The organism is Halorarum halophilum (genome assembly GCF_013401515.1).
GTDB lineage: Archaea > Halobacteriota > Halobacteria > Halobacteriales > Haloferacaceae > Halorarum > Halorarum halophilum.
The window spans coordinates 55704-72697 of the sequence record NZ_CP058531.1 but is presented as its reverse complement, the minus strand read 5'-3'; the positions used below and the strand labels follow the sequence as shown (position 1 = coordinate 72697).

Below are 16994 nucleotides of genomic sequence, written 5' to 3'. Positions count from 1 at the left end.
CCTCATTGATTCCTCCCCCCCAGGCGAGATCGCCAACGCGAGCGCGACGTCCGGAGTGGTTGCTGGCCGTCAAGAACGAGTACATACAGTACGAAAAACGGGGCGAACAGAAGCCCCATCGTGATGCATGCTGCAAGCGTGGGGTGAACAGCATGGAGAGTCCGGACGGTCTGTTCGGGAAGAACGGCCGGATACCGACAGACACGGATGCTCGTCGTGTAGGCTCCACGCTCTGTCGGTCCGGGGATGTACACCTGCGCCGTCACGGTCGAAGCGTTCTCGCTTTGGCTCGTAATCGTCATCCCATCTGTACTCACCATGCGATGCGTGAATGGGATGGATGGAGCAGTTATCAAAACCGTCTCGTTCGTAGCTTCACCTACCGTGAGCGTGTTTGGCCCACCCACTGTACCGTCCACGGCCACGTACGTCAGTTCGTGGCCATTCGCCCCGATCAGCAAGAACACGATCCCTGTGAGGAGTGCTACGGCAAACAACGGATGCATCACATCGTTCACCCTTACCACTGCTCGACCGGGGCGGGAGTGGTGAGTTCCTGAGTTGTATAGCATGCTGCCAGCAATGAGGAGCCCAGCAGCACCGAGTACGACGAGACGATGTGTGCCCATTAGCGAGACGAGGATTCCCAGGCCAGGGATTGTGACCGGCTCACCGTGGATCGTGAAGACCGTCCCAACGATTTCCTCGCGTTGGACATACGAATAGCCGGCAGCCTGGTCCGTAATGTCATTGTTGTCGCCCTGCGTTAGCAGTCCAGCACTCGAGCGACCAACGACCCGGTGAGTGACAGGTTCTCCCCGTTCGGACGACCAGAACACGATGATATCCCGCTGTTCGATATTCCCTTCCGGAACCACGAGGTAGCCGTCGTTCTGGCCGATCGTGGGTTCCATGCTATCCGAATAAACGTATGAGACCTGGACCGGAGACGCCGGCGTCGTGACTGCAACGGCTGCAAAAACGACGATGATGAGCGCGATACGTCCAAGCAAGGTTTTTCGAATTCGTGGTGCCGATTAGGCCGAGATCGTCAGGGTCCCGGAGAGATCGGCCGTACTGTCGAGGCCGTGGGTATCCACGACAATGACGACGTAGAGCGTCTCACCGGACGCGACGCCCGAGAGGCTAGCCGAAGTGCCTTCTTCGTTAGCGGTGTCGACGAGAGTTCCAGTGCTGTCGTAGACCTGGAACTCGATGTTCGCATCAGTATCCTGTCCGTCAGAGCCACTGTAGGCGACCGTGAAGTCGTGACTTTCAGCGTCGAGGTTGGTCAGGTTGAAGGCGTACGACGTGTTCGCGTTGGCCGGGTCACCGAGCTCGTAGTGGGCCGCGGTGTTCGCACCGCCTGCACCCCCAGCCGTGAAGTCGATTGCCAGTGCACCGGTCGCGTTCTGGAACACGAGGTCACCAGAGGTTCCGTCTTGAAGCGCGATGAGACCCGTATCGTCGTTCACAACGTTGACGTTGGCCGACCGTTCAACACTCCCGCTCGTGTACGCACTTGCTGCGAACGCCCCTGATGCGACGATAAGCATGACAGCTACCAAACCGATCCTAACGTTTGTTGACATTGCATTCAAGAAAAAGACTCGTTTATATAAATATTCATTCCTCCGATTACCAACTTTAGGATTTGGACGATATGGCAGGCTCTTCTTGTTCGTCCAGAATGAGGCCATAGATAACCAGTATCACGGCTTTAGGAAATAGTGCGAAGTGATGCTGGACAGGTGTTAGGATATGATATTTAGTGCATTTGTCCTGAATCCCCCCCCCACTCCACCCGTAGCCACGTGAATATCAATGGACATTTCACAGTCACTCGCCGTTCTCTCTGTCGACGATAATCCAGATTTCGTAGAGTTAACAGCGACGGTCCTTGGACGGGCGTCATCACGACCGGAGTTAATCGTCGCCTCGAACATGGCGTTTCACTATAGAGACTCAGAGGTGCCGTCGTTCATCGATAAGCGCCTCCTGGAGATCTCGACCGCGCTGCTCGCCCAGCTGGCGCAGGCGCTCTCCGTTCCCGTGCTGGTGACGGCCTGCTCCGCTGCCGCTGATGAGTTTACGGAGATCATCAGGGAGTACGCCGACCGGGAGTTGCAAGCGACGGCAACGTCGCAGGGGATTCACTACGAGGGCGAGGAGTTCGAGACCGAGGTATACTGGGTGGACGGCGTCATGCAGACGACGATCCCCTACTGGGTCCGGCTACTTGGTGTTCTGGGCGAGGAGGAAGAGATAGTCGAATCGCCCGGGCAGTACGAGGCGCCTAAGTTGGACGTCTGGGGGTAAGACACTCAACGACCGTTTTTGTTATATCAGGAGACGTTATCCTGTCTCAGCGCGGGCTGACTACCTGACTGTCGGACCCGCAAATGCTGGCCTCATTCCCCAGGGGCCGGTATTCTCGTATTGCCATTCGAGAGTTTGATTCGGGTCTCGATGTCGGGGGAAAGCGTTAGATACTCCGTAAAAGTGGTGTGTTTTTGCAGGCACTTGTGCCGATTGTTTAGAGCTGGATTTGTATAGGCCGCGGGATGTCCCGCGGATCGGTGACCGGCTGGAGCTTGAGTCACTCCAGCGGGTCGCTGCTGGAGTCCATCATATAGCCCCAGGAAAAGAGTATATTTATGACATTATGACTTCTCCCCAATTGCATGTCAATCGAAGAAGTAGGAGGTGGACTGATATTCCTCTTCGTCGGCGGGGCAATTCTCGTTATTGGGGACTTCCCTGCGATTATCGGCTTGTTGTTTTGTCTCGCCGGACTGCTCTTACTCGTTCGAGGGCTTGACTAATCCCATCACTGAAGAATACAGTCGGAATTATCACTGAATGTGAAGGATGATAAATGTTAATCAGGAGGGTAGTCAGTGACGAAATATGAAGAAGGCGGTCATCATCGCCATTGTCCTCGTAATCTCAGGGTGTGCATCTGGTGGCACGGCTTCACCAACTGAGCAGCCGACGTCAACGGTATCGGATTCGCCCACCGACAGCCCAACACAGAGTCCATCGCCATCTCCCACTGCAAGCCCTACGCCGACACCCGTACCTCCAAATAATGCATGGCAGGCCAACCCCATCCGCGTAGAAATCCTCGCACCAGAAGACTCTCGAGCTGACCATGAAGGGATGGTTCGTGAGGCGGTTCGATATTGGGAGAATCAATCGACGGGGAGAGAGCTCAATTACACAATTGTCGACGGCCCGTACTCAGACATCACGGTGCGGTTCGTAGATGATATCGGATACTGCGAGAACGAGGATGGACACACCGTGGGCTGTGCTGATTACATTCGGCCAGGAACAACGGTCAACGGCGTCACCTATGTTGAGGTTGAACGAGGGTTTACGAGGAAGACGACTGTTAAGATTCTAAAACACGAATTCGGCCACACGCTCGGGTACGACCACTCGGACACCGATCAGTTCGATTTCATGGAGGCCGAGACATCTACAACGTACGTCAGCCAACCGGACGCTCTGGACCGCCCCAGCCCGTGGCTGGTCAACGAACTGTTCATATACGTCGATGAGGGCGACCTGAGCCCCCACAACAGAGAGGATTACAGAGAGGAAGTCCAACATGCCATTGACTACTACGAGACTGACAAGGACTCAAACCTCCAACCGAACACATCTCTGACCCTGACCGACAATGAGTCGGCGGCACATGTCATAGTTCGGCTAGACGAGGGTGGCGGGTTCAACTCTTCAGGTAGACGATGGGGTGTGGATACTGACACCGACCCGGCGCTGGAGTATTACACGAGTGGGGAAATTACTGTGAAAGATGTTGGTGAAGACCACGTCGCATGGCACGTCGGCTACTGGTTTGGGTATCTCTTCGGGGCCGAAACGGTCGACGATCTCCCGCCTCCGTTTGACGACCCCGAGGACGATGATCGGGATCACTGGTGGTAATCGCCATCAACCATATCAATACCCGAGCTTAGATGGAGAATCTTCACCAAGAGGTGAATCGGGGTGGCTCAAAACAGAGCAAGTACGTGATATCACTGTTCGGATTGAATTATTGACTTTACCCAGCTGATAGGCACCTCGACGAGGGCGGGGAGGATCTCGCATCTTATTAGGCAGACACCGAGCTAGAGAGACATCTGGGGGAGCGTCAGACACTCCGGGAATGGAAGGTTCACACCCCTTCGTTTCATGTCGAGAAGCGAGAATCATAAGAACCCGCTAGCCGGCCTGAGCTTCTTGTTCAGGTCCTCGTTAGTGGAGATAGTGTCGCAGATCGAAGGTTCGGTTTATCGCACGCGCTCCAGCGGATAGCGCGTGACAATAGGACGTCGGGGGGTCGTGGAAACGGTCCGACCACCGTGCAGATGACCTCTGGCACGACAATGAACCGACGCCCTCGTGTTTCCCCCTGTTCGTCAGGTGACCCATTGAACTGCAATCGGCTCGTCCACGTCAGCAGGTGCTCCTCGACTACTTCGAGCCGTTATGAGCGCACGGGCACCAGATGCACCCAATTATTCTGTGTCTCGTGGTTGTATTAAGTCCCACTATAAAACAGAATATGCAATTGCGAATGGATGACTCTTAAAGAGACTCTCGTAGACTCAGTCACCCAAAGGACTGCCTATCTTCATCGATCAAAAACAGCCGAGGAACATCCGTTGTTTACAGTCAAGACAGCGGAATCGGCTGAAAGACGGGCCGCTCAGGGGACCCTATACCGCGGTTCGTCACCGTCAACGAGCCCCAGGCGGCCCGTCTCGACCGCTACCTCCAGGGCCTCGTCAAGGATTTGAGGGAACTCGCTCCACTCGACGTACTCGCGCGCTGGTCGATGTTCGGCTGGGCGACACTGTCCGGTTACTTCGGAGTTGTGTTGACGTCGACGAAGCCGACAATGTCGTCGATCGCTTGGTCGATGTCGGGTACTGGGTGGAGTTCCTCGTAGAGAATCAGTCGTAAAGGAAGCCGCTTGCCACCAGGCAGCTGCTTCTGCTCATAATACACAAAGACAGGGACCAGGTGCCTCCGGTTTGTAAAACGCCTTGGAACGCTGGTTTCTCAGCGACGGCCTCGGCGCGAATATTTGCGAGCTTATTGCCGACCGACGGGTCGTCCGTTCAGTGAGGGATGAGTCTCTAACGAGGTTGGCGGATCGTCTTAGGGTCTGTACTCATAATCGCCGGATGCGGGCCGCCCGGTATAATGTTATTTTATTTGTTGTTGTCACTCTTTTTCGCTAATTGGACGATTCGTACCTCCCAGTCCATACGCTCGACATCGTCGTGGCGGAGGTCATACCCCATATCGTTTACGTTCACGCCGTTTTCATATGCCGACTGAATGATCGTATCAAGCGCTTCTTCCAGTTGGTGCTTCGTTTCAATTGGAAAGTCGATGTGTGAGTCAGTATTGGGGTCAGTCACGTGGTGCTGAAGTTGAGCCCGTTTTTGGACGGTATGATGCACTGTCTGAATCCCAACCGTAACTCGACCAAGCTCCGCCAATTCACCGGTGTCCTGCACCAGTCATCAGCGGCGGTCAACTTGGCTGTACCGTCTCTTCCCCTAATTTCATCAACAAGCTTCTGAAATCTAAGTGTGGTGGCCGCCACTCCAGTCGTATTCTCAAATTGCTCCCCTACATTGTGACCACCGATTACCAAGGGCAAACTCGATTGCCAACTCAACGGTGACTGTATTTTATCGGCAGCAGTTGTCAGGTGTGCTTCCGTTCGTTTCGGGCGTACTCGATTAATTCTGGTACTGACGGTGGCTTTCTGAGGACAGTGGGTTAAGTCACAACACATTGGTCACGGCCAGCCGAACTTAATCTTCAGCCGCCGGCAGAACCCGATAATCTCAGTCTCAGATGGCTCCGTCTCATAGCCCGAGCTCTGTTCGTTAGTTGTCTGGAAATCACGTGGTGAGACAGATGGTCCCGTTGATCCACGCAGCAAGTCTATCGCTACTTCCACATTGATGATTTCGACCTCGCAGCCGCGATTTGCATGATCGTCGAAGTACTCTTCGGCATGGTCGAGTTCCTCGATGAGTGTACCCTCATCGCAGTTCTGGCAGAGACAACAGTACATCTACTCTTCTCCCGAACGGTCAGTTACGACAATGACACCGTCGCCACGAATTTCCACCACCCTCTGCTGGTACTGGAATGTCACGCGAACAGTCTCGTCAGCGCTATGCAGTAGTTGTTCAAGAGCATCAGTGTCAAGCTTATTAGCAAGTGAAGGCCTGAGTTCAACTACATCCGTATTTACAGCCTCCGAAATCGTGGCCAAAATTCGGTGGACAGCATTCCCGTCTTCAAAACCATCTGTTTGACTGCGATAGTCAGATCCCACTACCCTCACTCAAGTTGGCCATGTCTAAAATAACTATCCCAATACCATGTTTCAACTAAAAGCAGTATAAATGTTTCAGTTTATTTCGAAATCTACTGACGGTTCCAAACCTGCCACTAAAGTCGAATCCCGTTGATAGTGGAGATCTCGTTTGAACTTGTTGATGGGTTACCGTTGTAGACGCCGCATCAGATATACCTCTTGATGAGGGGCCAAGCCAACGCATCCTGTACCATAGACTTTTCTTCATATTCGAGTTTGACACTGGTGCCGTGCGAACTACTCCTTACCAAGTTGAAAAACGGTGTTTTTGTACACTGGTTGTGTATTGGATATAATGCGCGAGAGCGGCTTATTGGCGGCAATGCGGGAGGGTCAACAACATGGGCGCGGCCAGTCTGAAACCATCGGTGTTGTTCTCATCCTCGCCATCGCCATTATTGGGACGACAACGGTCGTTGCGCTTGGTTCCGACCTTATCACTGAGAGACAAGAACACACCCAGAATCAGCGAACTGAACACGCGATGACCGTGCTTGACGCAGGTGCCGCCACGGTTGCGCTTGGCGACTCAGAAGTGCGGTCTCTTGACGTGGGGGGCACTCAGGGGACATTTTCGGTCGACAAGTCAGCGGGTCGAATCACTGTTACTCACGTCAATTGGGACGGGACGAATGACGAAGTTCTCTTCTCGAAACCGCTTGGCGCGTTCGTCTATGCGAATGGCGATACGGAAATCGCCTATCAGGGAGGAGGCGTCTGGCGTCATCAGGGCAGCGAAAGTACGATGGTCTCACGGCCGGAGTTTCACTACCGGGGCGCGACTCTGACGCTTCCGATCATCCGTGTCACCGGTGGGAGTGAAAGCGATAGCGGGCCGGTCAGGGCGACGGTGAAAAAGGACCCGAATGTAACCTCTGAAAAGGTGTTCCCAGACGCAAGTAGTACCTACACGGGCAGCAGCAAACAGTACCGCAATCCGACTGACGAGGGAAGAATCATCATTACCGTTCAGAGTAGATACTATCAAGCATGGGGGTCGCACTTCGAGGACCGAACTGACGGAAACATTGTCTACGACCACGCCAATGAGGAGGTCGAACTCACCCTTACCACGACGGGGCAATCCGGACCTTTCCAGACACCAGCTGAAGATAGTTCTCTCAGCGTGCGGGGGTTGGAGGGCGGACACAGTCTCGACGAATTCGGTATGACGCTCCGGCCGGACAACACCGACAGCGCGGATTTTTCGAATCTCCAGTGGTCGCTCTGGGCCGAGGGAGCCAACGGCAAACAGCAGTTCGAGGTTCACCTGCGAAGGAGCGGCGGTGGGAAGACCTGTAGTAATCCCGCAATCGCCTCGATGACGGTGTACTACTCCGACGACGGCGGATCCACCTACCAGGGATGGGCCCAGGATACTGCCTTCACCGCCTCCTGTGATTCCGACAACAATATCCTCCTCGACACAACGTTCCTCGATCCCACCTATCCAGGGCCGACACTCACGTATACCTCGCTCAGTCAGAGTCAACTCGGCCATTTCAATCCAAACGGCCAACTCGTGAATTCGCCGACGTTCGACGAACACGAAGACACTGTCGAGTGGGAGCCGAAGACCTACACAAGCGGAGATACGGAGACGAGCGGACGTCTCCTCAATCACTACTTTGGCCTGATTTCACCGGACTTCGACCTCACCGTCGACGATAAGAACTCGAACACGGTCAGCGAGGACGCATCAACGGGAACGATCGAGTACCAAGGGTCGGACCAATACGTCACCTTCCTCCACATTACAGAGAACGGCGTCGAGATCGATACATAGCGGCCGAACGAAATCATCTCAAGGACCGTCTGGACGCTTGATGCAGTCGATGTAGCTCGAAGGACGTTTATCTTCGCACCAGAAGTAGACAGCGTTCAATCCACTCCTGGACCAACGTGGACTTCATCTCCCTGCACGTCCAGCGGCGCTACCACTACTCACCTTCTGCGGCACATCGACCTCGGAGCACTGGTCGAAACGGTATCTCCCGCTTCTGTTTGAAACGATGGTGGCAAGGACACTCGAGCGCCATCACTCGATCTTCACGTCGATTCGCGTTGCGGAGACGTAGAGTTCGTGAACCGAGAACGAGCACGTCACAATACCGGTGGACTCGGAACAGCTGTTCATCGACCCCGTCATGGGTTCAAGCTGGTTATCGAGATAGCGGTCCCAGACCGGCCCACGTTTGGTCGTCGTTTCGATAGTCATTGTCACATCATATGTTTCGCCGACGTTAGGATTGGCCGAGGCGTCGGGTTCGACGTCACCGATGATCAGGTCCGAACTCGCGCGTTCGGCTCGAATCAGAACCGTCGATGAGCCACCAACCCCTCCGCTCCTGATTCGTGTCTCAATGAACGGAATTACCGCTGTCGTCTCACCCCCGGAAGTACCAAACAGCAACCGTGGTTCGCGCTTCAGTATGGCACCGTCGCGATCCTCACGGATAACCGCCCCGTTTGAGTAGACGATCGAGGTGTCCGTCCCCGCTGCGGTGTAGACAATCGGATCAGTGTCTACGCTGAACCGGGGGTTCGGTGACTGGGCGTTTGTAATCTCGACAGTCATTCTGGTCGTCTCGCCCCGCTTGAGTTGGGCGTCGGCCAACTTGAGTTCCGTCGCACGGTTCGGAGCATCATGTGCATGGATCTCATGCAGATTGTCCGCGAGAATTTCAAATGCCCGCTCTGCGTTATTCACCCGTTCGAAGTCACGGGTCTCCTGCAGGCTCCCGATTCCGTAGACTGTGGCGACGCCGACCGAGGAGATGATCAGCGTGAAGACCAGCACGAAGCTGAGTGTGTCACTCACCGCCCGGTCAACCATCGGTCACCTCCAAACGGTCGTTGGTGGCGTCGTATACAACGTGGACGCTCCCGCCCTGCACCCTGCTGGTGGCCAGCGTCGTTCTGCTCGCGATTGCTACGCGGACGGTCACGTCCGGATCGTTCGTTGCAAGTTGGAGGTAGGGGTCGCCGTCATTCCAGTCAACTGCAATGTAGTACTGTACCCCAACGATGTCCTCGGGGAAGCGCCGGGTCAGTTCGACGGTAACCGGCGATCCGCTCGTCGAACGTGCGAGTCTATCTGCCGCACCAATGTCGCCGGAGAGCTGTTGGCCGACGACATGCAATTCGGTTCGAACGCTCTGCTCGCGCTCGCTCGAGACGAACCCGCCGCCGGCGATGAGCAATCCACTGACGAGAAGCGTGGCGACGGTCAGGTTCAACGCATAACCAAGCGTCGTCGCTGCCGCGCGCTCATCACGCATCCTGCTCACCCGGTGCCACCCGGACGTCAGTTTCGTATGTGATGTCTGACGACCGGGTGTAGAGGTGGACCGTGACACCATACACTGAGTCGTTTGCAACAGGGTTTCCGGTCAGATACGGACTCGACGGGCGGGAAGTTGACTCGCCCTCCTTTCCGGTGACTTCGTAGGTTCCCGTTGCGTTACCGCCATGCTCATACCGGAGATCGAAGTCGGCCGGTATGTCTTCAAGAAACTCCAATGCCGGGCAGCGCTCACCATCGACGGTCGCAGCGGTCACGTCTACGGTTGTTCCGGTCCCCGTCGTGTCATGACACTCGCCAAGCGACCCCTCAGGGCCATCGACCGCAACGACGGTGGCGCCGCTGTCGTTGTAGAGTAAGAGTGTCCATTCATCGCCAGTCGTCGTTGCGTCCTGGTCGAAGACGATCCGAAACGCGTCAGTCTCCGTCCCCACCAGCGCTGTCCGGTTCGTAATCGTGACCTGGAAATTTCGGACGGCTGGTGTCTGCTCAACCAGTGTCCACGTAGGATCGTCGATTGAGTCCCCATCGGCATCTGCCTGGAAGTCGGCTACCGTGTCCTGATGGATACGCATCCCCGGCTCGTCACTCCCGGCCACGTATTGCAAGCGAATCCACCGGCCATCCGAAGCATCGTACCGCATGAACAACGATTCGAGCGCGGGAATCCCCGCCTGAATGGCGGTGAGTTGGTCCATATAGGCCGCGTGGTCGCGGTTCGACTGTTCGACGATATCGCTCATCCCCTGCTGGACATCGGCTCTCACCTGAAGCGTCGCATCAACACCCGCTCCGCCGCTGCCTCTCGTCGCGAGGTTTTCTGTGTAAATCGCCGAGTTCAAAACGAGGACGAGAGCGACAAGCACGAGCGCTAACGCGAGACCACCGATAAGAAACATCTGGGCTCGCTCAACGGCAGCGTGATCCCTCGAACTAGAGGGATCTCTATCCAGCACAGTCATATCCGCCATACGACCACCTCCACTTGGACGACATTGTAGAGGTGGCCACTCCTGACGTCAGGTGCATAGAACGTGGAACTCGAATTCAGTTCCGTTCCAGTTGGCTGTTCGTCAACATCGTACAACCGGTCGCCATCGGTCAGCGTGATCCACTTGCGAGCAGTGATGGCGTTGTCGCTCGGTTCACCGCGATAGACGAGTCGCTTGCTGCGGACGTCGCCGTCAGCCAGTTGATAATTCACGTAGACGTTAAAGGCGATGCCTCGGCCGTCGTACGCATTCGTCAGCATTCGCCCGAAGGTGAACCTGCTCAACTCGCTGTTTGAGACGTAGTAGCCCGTCTGATTGCTGCCATGGAAGGTGCGTTCCGTGTCGTCCCAGTAGAGGACCGCGCGCTTCAGTGCGCCTGAATCCGCTGCCGCATTCAGTAGTCCAGTCGTCGACGCCCGTTGCTGATTCTCGATGTGCTGACTCGACGTACTCGCCGTTAGCGGTGTGACCGCCATCGCCTGGAGCGCGAAGGTGAGACTACTCAACACGATGAGCCCGGCGATGAGTCCCTCAAGGGTGTGGGCCTGTGCTCGCATTGTCACCACGACCTGACAATGAGAGCGGCGTCCAGGGTGCCGATGCTCACGAATCGCCGCGCCGATACCACCGAGCCGGTCTCCGAGGGTGAGGTCCCACCGAGTTCAAACGGGACTTCGCATTGACCGAGATTGTCCCCATTCGCGGCGATGACGCCTTCGTCCGTTCGTTCACCGACGCGACCGACGTTGTTCGGGTTTCCATCGTCCGCGAGACAGACCGTTCCGGTCGTTCCATCGTCGGTAGCGTCGGCGATGACTGTCACGCGCACCCGAATTCGATCACTGACACCGACCCGTTCGCCCAACGGTTCCGCGTTGTCGAACCGACAGCTGGTGTCGTCGCGCGAGTTATCGAAGAATGCCGCGGTACAGGCGATGTCGAGTGTGCCTTGATCCGCTGGATGAGCAAGTATTCCGTCCGCGAGGTGGTCCGTAACGCGGTCCGCGGCGACCGTCTCCTCCTGGAGCCCCTGATCGAACGGCTGGAACATACTGGGAATGAAGGCAACGGTGAAGGCGACGACAAGTAGGAAGATACCGGCCCCGATGCCGAAGTCCACCGTGGTCTGGGCGCGCGAGCGCTCTCGTCCATCCCGCTGTAACCGCGAGGGGAGCGTTCGGTGCCGTTGTGTTCGCCGACGCTTATCCTTCGGCCAGTTCATCCGACCACCATCCACACCATGAGGGCGATCGTCTGGAGGATGACGACGAATTTCACGCCGGACATGATGTCGGCGCTCCCGATGTACCCGCTAATGAGCCCCGAGAGAATTGCCTGCAGCGTGACGGCGTGAAAGAACAGCACCGACAGGACATTAGTGTCCACACCGCCACCAAAGCTCATACCTCCGGCCTGTGTGCTGCCACTGTTCCCACCCGCCTGCGCGGTCAGACCGGACATCACATCGAGGAACTGCGTCTTCAGGATGGCCATGACGGCGAGCATCGTCAGGTACGTCATGATGATAATGACGATCTGCATGCGCGTTCGTGACGTGCGCTCGCGGTCGATATCGTCCTGGTTCTCCGAGGCCTGAGCGGCGGTCGTCAGCACGGCTGTGATCTGGCTCGACGCCTCCTGCGCCTTCGTGATGAGTTTGACTGTGCGAGCCAGCCGAGGAATGTGGTACTTGTTGTTGAACTCGACCAGAGCCTCCTTGAGGCTCATCCCGTACTTCACCTTTCCGTACATGATATCAAACTCGTTCGCGAGCTTTCCGGAGGAAGTCTCGGAGACAGTCTTGAACGATTCCAGAAGTGTGAGGCCGGTATCGTTGGCGCTCGAGAGTTTCCGGAGGTCATCCGAGAGTTTCCCGATGATGGCGTTGCGCGAGCGAACGTTCCACGTGTGGAACACCGCCAAGGGGATTGCCACCACGTAAATCGGAACGTAGATCCAGATGAATGTCCCCCAGACTGGTTGGGCAACCATGCCTTCCCATGACCGTGGTGCAGAGCCGGATGTGACGGCAACGGCCAGCAATGCAATGGTCGCAGGCACCGTCAGCACGAGCGTGTACGCCGGCTGATCGCGGAAGAAGCGGTGCGGTTGTGTGAGGAGCTTCTTGGTTTTCCAGGTTCCCTCACGGGACCTGACGCGATCGAACAGGCTGTGTTCACCGACGAACGATTCAACGAGACCGAGGTGGAACAGGCTCTCCCTTTGTGCCCCTCTGAGACGAGTGCTGGAGTCCGACGGACTGAGATAGCCGTCGCCGACCTCGTCTTGCTTGACCGTCGAGACCAGCACCAAGAAGCCGATGCCAGTCATCGGAATGAGCCCGTAGACGGTCGCGTAGAGCATGGCGTCGTCGGCGCTGCCGAGCATGCTCATGATGACGAGGATGATGATCAGTAGCAGGGGGAACAACGAGAGAGTCATGAACATTTCGCCGAACAACTCCAGTGTGTCCAGGGTCATCTCCTGTTCCTGTTTTGCGGTGCGCATGTGCTTCTCCTTCTTGTCGTCAAGGAACTGCTCCATGTCCCCGCCGGAGTTGATTATGGAGAGCATGTCGGTGAGGAACTGCGAGAGTTCATCGCTTGGCGTCTCGATCGCCTGATTGCGAATGGCTGTCCGGTAGTCGATACCGAAGTATTCAGTCTCGTTAACAATATTCTGGAACTCCTTGGCAACCTCACCGTACGTGTCCTCAGCCTTTGCCATGGACTGCAGGATCTCAAGCTGGTTCAGCCCGCCGACCGACAGCGCGTACATGAACGAGACGGAGTCGGTGAGGAGCATGTTGATCTCGCGTTTCCGCGAGGAGGATTTCGAGTAGGGAATCGCGACCATCGTTCCGAAGCCCATGCCAAAACCGATAGAGCCGAATACGAGTCCGATAAGCCCGATGGCCACTGGGACCTTCGCGGCGACGATGAGGTTCAGTAGCCTCATGTTGGGGATGCGTGCACCGAGCGAGAGCATCTCCTCTGTGATGACACCAAGATTGAATAGCATGAACGCGAGCAGCGTCCCGGCAACCCACAACAGGAACCCGACGATGACGCCATAGGCAAGCGATCGTGAGAGGTATAATTCGACGGTCGTAGACATCCGGGCCTCGGCAAGTTTCCGCTCAACATCGTCGACGAGGTCACCATCCTCGTCAAAGAGGCGCTGGAACAGCGGGTAGAACGCATCGCCGAGTACGTCTCGGTCGCCGCCCATCCCACTCTGCGACGTCCTGAGGCTCATCGATCCTCCTCCTCCTCCTCATCGCGGTTAGCCTGCGAACTTGAATCGTGGAACCGGCCGAATTCCCAGTCGTCGTCGTTCGAATCGGATGCGGTCTCTTCGGAGGTGGTTTCACCGCGGTCAGTGGTATTGTCAGCCTCGGAGTTGGGGGAACCCCTCGCACTGTCAGTGTCGCGTTCGTCCCCTACTCCAGGATTCTCTCTAAAGGCAATACCCGCGTCGAACCGGTCGTCGTCAGCGTCGCCCCAGTCCTCAAATGCAGTGGCTTCGTCATCTCCACCTACGTCTGTGGCGGACGTCTCCTCTCGGTCATCACTCCCATCACGGTCGGGGAATGTCTCTTCGCCACTGGACGGAGGTGCTTCGATGGGCTCGGCCGGTCGGATGTCAGCGAGCGCCTCTGCAATACTGCCAGTCGGATGTTCGCGGTATTGCGGAAAGAGGTCTTCGTCCGCTCGTGCGAGAATCTCGTCGGCGAGTTCCATGACTTCCGGGGTCGGGTCAGGTCGTGGGACCATCGCCTCCATCTCGGGATCAACGTCGATGAGGACCGACTCCATCTCCCGGAGGTCTTCGAGCGACGCTTCGAGTTCGTCGGTCGCTATCAGCGAGAGGATGGAGTCAGCATCGTTGATGAACGCCTGAAGGGTCGCCGCAACTTCCGTGTACGTGTTCAGCCCGCGGTCGATGAGGTACGCGATGACCACCTCACGCTTGAATAGTTCCTCCTCAAGCGTCTGCTGGTTCCAGCCGCGGTCGAACTTTATCTCCTCGAGCGTGTTCGACTCGCCCATCTCTAGATACTGGTCGGTCTCGGCTTGCCACTGGTAGATATCTTGGACGTTGATCTCGTCGTTCTCGGCGTCGTAGTGGTTGATCTCGGTCAGCGACTTGTTCCGGCGGACTTTCCGTCCCTGTACCCGCGTCGACGTCTGGACGGAGACCAGGTCGAGCGCCGTGAACATCGTCTTGGAGACGTTGATTGGCTCGGTAGTGAATCGCTTTAGCACCTCGCCGACGCTGTCCGCGTGGAACGTCGTGTAGGTCGTGTGGCCGGTCGACATGACCTGGAACAGTGTTCGCCCTTCCTCGCCCCGGATCTCGCCCATCACGATGTACTCTGGCCGTTGTCGGAGCGCAGCCTCGAGCAGGTCGAACTCGTCCACGTCGCCCTTGTCGTCGTCGGAGAATGACGGGCGGGTGACCGACGCGATCCAGTTGCGCTGTGGGAGTTCGACCTCGCGGGTGTCCTCTATAGAGACGATTTTCGCATTCGAGGGGATAAACAATGAAACGGCGTTCAGACTTGTCGTCTTCCCGGACGCTGTCCCACCGGCGAAGATCAGACTCTTGTGGTTCTCGATGCAGAGCCAGAGGAACGCCATCTCGTCGAGCGAGAACGTGTGCCAGTTGATGAGGTCGATCGGTGTAAATGGAACCTCCTTGAACTGGCGGATAGTGTAGTTCGTCCCGTGGTCCGACACCTCTCTCCCGAGGGTGAGCTGGGCACGTGAGCCGTCCGGGAGTGTCGCGTCAACCTGGGGACGACGCTTCGAGATACCCTTCCCAGACCGTTGGGCGAGTTTCACTACGAAGTCGTCGAGTTCCGTCTCACCGTGATAGACGTTCGAGATGATCTGCTCGTAGTCGCCGTGGTAGACGAAGACGGGGCTGTTGTACCCGTCACAGGAGATATCCTCCACGTTGACGTCGTGTTTGATGCCATCAATGCGCTCGTAGCCGATGAAGTCGCGCTGAAGGTAGTAGAGGAGTTTGTTGACTTGGAATTGGTTCAACGTGTGTGCGTCTTCCGCCAGGACGACAGGCTCCGGTCGCACTGACATTCCTTCGAGAGTGGAGGAGTCCGCCGTGAATGGCTCCCAGCCAAACTTTCGGAGCAACCGAGCGGGTAGACGATCGCTGTCCGCTTCGACGCTGAGCATCTCGGCGAGTCGATCGACGAGACCGGCCGATTGTTCGCGTTCGTAGAGGTCATACCGCTCAAGGAGCCCGTACGTCTCCCGTTCGATGACCGCCGCGCGGTCGTCTTCGCTGCCAACGGCGACGTCCGAGTCGGAGTACTTGATCGCCGTGCGTAACTTGCTCGTCATGAATTCCTGAAAGTTCGACTCGACGTTGTTCATGTACGGCTCGATGACGTAGTATTTTTTCTCGTTCTCCTTGGTCGAGTGAAAGATGATAACGAACGTGTACGGCTCGTGCACCCAGTAACGCTCCACCTCTTGGAAGTGGGTCTTCTTTGCCATCGGGACAGCCTTCTCCAGGTCGTACCGGCTGACGACGGTGGGTGTACCGTCGTCCTTCGTGAAGAACGCATCCTCGTCAAGATTCCCAGCGACGTTCACCGTTCGCTCGTCTATGAGGTCCGCGAGTTCGGGAGCACGCTTGCTCAGATGGCCGATAATCTCCTCGACTTGGTCAGGTTCAAAGCCAAGCTTCGGTGAAGGATCGAACTCGACCAGCTTCCCGTCTTCGGTGGGTGGGTTCCCCTCTTCGTCGTAGTAATATTCGGCCTTGTAATGTTCCCAGACGTAGTGGTCCTTACGGACGGGCGTCGTTTCAGGGTCACACCACTGCTCAAAGTATGACTGAAGGTCCGTCGCGTCCCGCCTTGCGTCGTCGACCCGCGACTCAATGTCGTCCGGATGGAAGCCAAGGTGCGGGCTGACATCATAGTCGATGCGGTCCCAGTCGCTATCTGACGGTCTGGCGCCGGCCGACGAGTCTTTCCGCCGGTCGCTGCCGGGAGTGTGATCGCGTTCGCCATACAGTTCATCGGCGGTTCCATCCGGAGCGTATTCGGCAAGAAAATCTTCCCACGTATACGTGCCAACCCTCGCTGGTGGGGTCGTCGTTTCGTTGGGCGTGGCGCTGGTACCCGTGGAATCACCATCACTTTCCTCGTCCTGCTTCGAGTCGGAGGTCTCAGCATCATCCACGACCATCATCGAAGGAAGACATCAGAGGACTCCCCTTGCGGGGGTACTGATTGAGAGTGGGA

At 56.6% G+C, this 16994-nt stretch carries 16 protein-coding genes; 4 read left to right on the top strand and 12 right to left on the bottom strand.

Annotation, left to right across the window (positions count from 1 at the left end; all coding sequences use genetic code 11):
• Positions 1-2 precede the first annotated feature (2 nt).
• Together HUG10_RS19875 and HUG10_RS19870 are read right to left on the bottom strand one after the other, a co-directional pair.
• Positions 3-1013, bottom strand: coding sequence for a signal peptidase I (locus HUG10_RS19875; protein WP_179171445.1), 1011 nt, complete (start codon positions 1011-1013; stop codon positions 3-5).
• A 24-nt stretch (positions 1014-1037) separates the two neighbouring features.
• Entirely contained in the window at positions 1038-1592 is a 555-nt protein-coding gene (locus HUG10_RS19870; RefSeq protein WP_179171444.1) for a hypothetical protein, read from the bottom strand.
• Between the two features lie 232 nt (positions 1593-1824).
• On the opposite strand from HUG10_RS19870, the gene HUG10_RS19865 reads away from it, so the two are divergent.
• The 3 genes from HUG10_RS19865 to HUG10_RS19855 all read left to right on the top strand — a co-directional run bounded on the left by HUG10_RS19865 (position 1825) and on the right by HUG10_RS19855 (position 3954).
• Complete coding sequence (locus HUG10_RS19865; protein WP_179171443.1) at positions 1825-2319, top strand: hypothetical protein; 495 nt, start codon at positions 1825-1827, stop codon at positions 2317-2319.
• A 365-nt stretch (positions 2320-2684) separates the two neighbouring features.
• Positions 2685-2825: a hypothetical protein gene (locus HUG10_RS19860; RefSeq protein ID WP_179171442.1), complete on the top strand. Its 141-nt coding sequence runs from the start codon at positions 2685-2687 to the stop codon at positions 2823-2825.
• Positions 2826-2910: 85 nt separating this feature from the next.
• Positions 2911-3954 carry a matrixin family metalloprotease gene (locus HUG10_RS19855; RefSeq protein ID WP_179171441.1) on the top strand — a complete coding sequence of 348 codons (1044 nt, stop codon included), beginning with the start codon at positions 2911-2913 and terminating at the stop codon, positions 3952-3954.
• A 1274-nt stretch (positions 3955-5228) separates the two neighbouring features.
• Here HUG10_RS19855 and HUG10_RS19850 read toward each other — a convergent pair.
• From HUG10_RS19850 to HUG10_RS19840, 3 genes are all read right to left on the bottom strand, one after another.
• A complete protein-coding gene (locus HUG10_RS19850; RefSeq protein WP_179171440.1) occupies positions 5229-5540 on the bottom strand; it encodes a hypothetical protein in 312 nt (103 codons plus the stop codon).
• Between the two features lie 287 nt (positions 5541-5827).
• Entirely contained in the window at positions 5828-6109 is a 282-nt protein-coding gene (locus tag HUG10_RS19845; RefSeq protein ID WP_179171439.1) for a hypothetical protein, read from the bottom strand.
• Positions 6110-6376 (bottom strand): HalOD1 output domain-containing protein, encoded by a 267-nt coding sequence (locus tag HUG10_RS19840; RefSeq protein ID WP_179171438.1) that lies wholly within the window; start codon positions 6374-6376, stop codon positions 6110-6112.
• Between the two features lie 337 nt (positions 6377-6713).
• Between HUG10_RS19840 and HUG10_RS19835 the strand changes: the two genes are divergently transcribed.
• Positions 6714-8204 carry a DUF7289 family protein gene (locus HUG10_RS19835; protein ID WP_179171437.1) on the top strand — a complete coding sequence of 497 codons (1491 nt, stop codon included), beginning with the start codon at positions 6714-6716 and terminating at the stop codon, positions 8202-8204.
• Between the two features lie 252 nt (positions 8205-8456).
• Here HUG10_RS19835 and HUG10_RS19830 read toward each other — a convergent pair whose 3' ends face one another.
• The 7 genes from HUG10_RS19830 to HUG10_RS19800 all read right to left on the bottom strand — a co-directional run bounded on the left by HUG10_RS19830 (position 8457) and on the right by HUG10_RS19800 (position 16938).
• Positions 8457-9254 (bottom strand): DUF7289 family protein, encoded by a 798-nt coding sequence (locus HUG10_RS19830; RefSeq protein WP_179171436.1) that lies wholly within the window; start codon positions 9252-9254, stop codon positions 8457-8459.
• Positions 9247-9699: a DUF7266 family protein gene (locus tag HUG10_RS19825; protein WP_179171435.1), complete on the bottom strand. Its 453-nt coding sequence runs from the start codon at positions 9697-9699 to the stop codon at positions 9247-9249. Before HUG10_RS19825 ends, HUG10_RS19830 begins: the two co-directional genes overlap by 8 nt.
• Positions 9692-10693: a hypothetical protein gene (locus HUG10_RS19820; RefSeq protein ID WP_179171434.1), complete on the bottom strand. Its 1002-nt coding sequence runs from the start codon at positions 10691-10693 to the stop codon at positions 9692-9694. Before HUG10_RS19820 ends, HUG10_RS19825 begins: the two co-directional genes overlap by 8 nt.
• Positions 10681-11271: a DUF7288 family protein gene (locus HUG10_RS19815; protein WP_179171433.1), complete on the bottom strand. Its 591-nt coding sequence runs from the start codon at positions 11269-11271 to the stop codon at positions 10681-10683. Before HUG10_RS19815 ends, HUG10_RS19820 begins: the two co-directional genes overlap by 13 nt.
• 2 nt (positions 11272-11273) lie before the next feature.
• Positions 11274-11834, bottom strand: a complete 561-nt coding sequence (locus HUG10_RS19810; protein ID WP_179171432.1) for a DUF7287 family protein — start codon at positions 11832-11834, stop codon at positions 11274-11276.
• 98 nt (positions 11835-11932) lie between these two features.
• A complete protein-coding gene (locus tag HUG10_RS19805) occupies positions 11933-13972 on the bottom strand; it encodes a type II secretion system F family protein (protein ID WP_179171431.1) in 2040 nt (679 codons plus the stop codon).
• Entirely contained in the window at positions 13969-16938 is a 2970-nt protein-coding gene (locus HUG10_RS19800) for a type II/IV secretion system ATPase subunit (protein WP_179171539.1), read from the bottom strand. Before HUG10_RS19800 ends, HUG10_RS19805 begins: the two co-directional genes overlap by 4 nt.
• Between the last annotated feature and the right edge of the window lie 56 nt (positions 16939-16994).

Bases quoted from the DNA above. Each gene is read 5' to 3' on its own strand.
- HUG10_RS19870 (WP_179171444.1), bottom strand. From the start codon at position 1,592: ATGTCAACAAACGTTAGGATCGGTTTGGTAGCTGTCATGCTTATCGTC.
- HUG10_RS19865 (WP_179171443.1), top strand. From the start codon at position 1,825: ATGGACATTTCACAGTCACTCGCCGTTCTCTCTGTCGACGATAATCCA.
- HUG10_RS19860 (WP_179171442.1), top strand. From the start codon at position 2,685: ATGTCAATCGAAGAAGTAGGAGGTGGACTGATATTCCTCTTCGTCGGC.
- HUG10_RS19855 (WP_179171441.1), top strand. From the start codon at position 2,911: ATGAAGAAGGCGGTCATCATCGCCATTGTCCTCGTAATCTCAGGGTGT.
- HUG10_RS19845 (WP_179171439.1), bottom strand. From the start codon at position 6,109: ATGTACTGTTGTCTCTGCCAGAACTGCGATGAGGGTACACTCATCGAG.
- HUG10_RS19835 (WP_179171437.1), top strand. From the start codon at position 6,714: ATGCGCGAGAGCGGCTTATTGGCGGCAATGCGGGAGGGTCAACAACAT.
- HUG10_RS19830 (WP_179171436.1), bottom strand. From the start codon at position 9,254: ATGGTTGACCGGGCGGTGAGTGACACACTCAGCTTCGTGCTGGTCTTC.
- HUG10_RS19825 (WP_179171435.1), bottom strand. From the start codon at position 9,699: ATGCGTGATGAGCGCGCGGCAGCGACGACGCTTGGTTATGCGTTGAAC.
- HUG10_RS19820 (WP_179171434.1), bottom strand. From the start codon at position 10,693: ATGGCGGATATGACTGTGCTGGATAGAGATCCCTCTAGTTCGAGGGAT.
- HUG10_RS19815 (WP_179171433.1), bottom strand. From the start codon at position 11,271: ATGCGAGCACAGGCCCACACCCTTGAGGGACTCATCGCCGGGCTCATC.
- HUG10_RS19805 (WP_179171431.1), bottom strand. From the start codon at position 13,972: ATGAGCCTCAGGACGTCGCAGAGTGGGATGGGCGGCGACCGAGACGTA.
- HUG10_RS19800 (WP_179171539.1), bottom strand. From the start codon at position 16,938: ATGGTCGTGGATGATGCTGAGACCTCCGACTCGAAGCAGGACGAGGAA.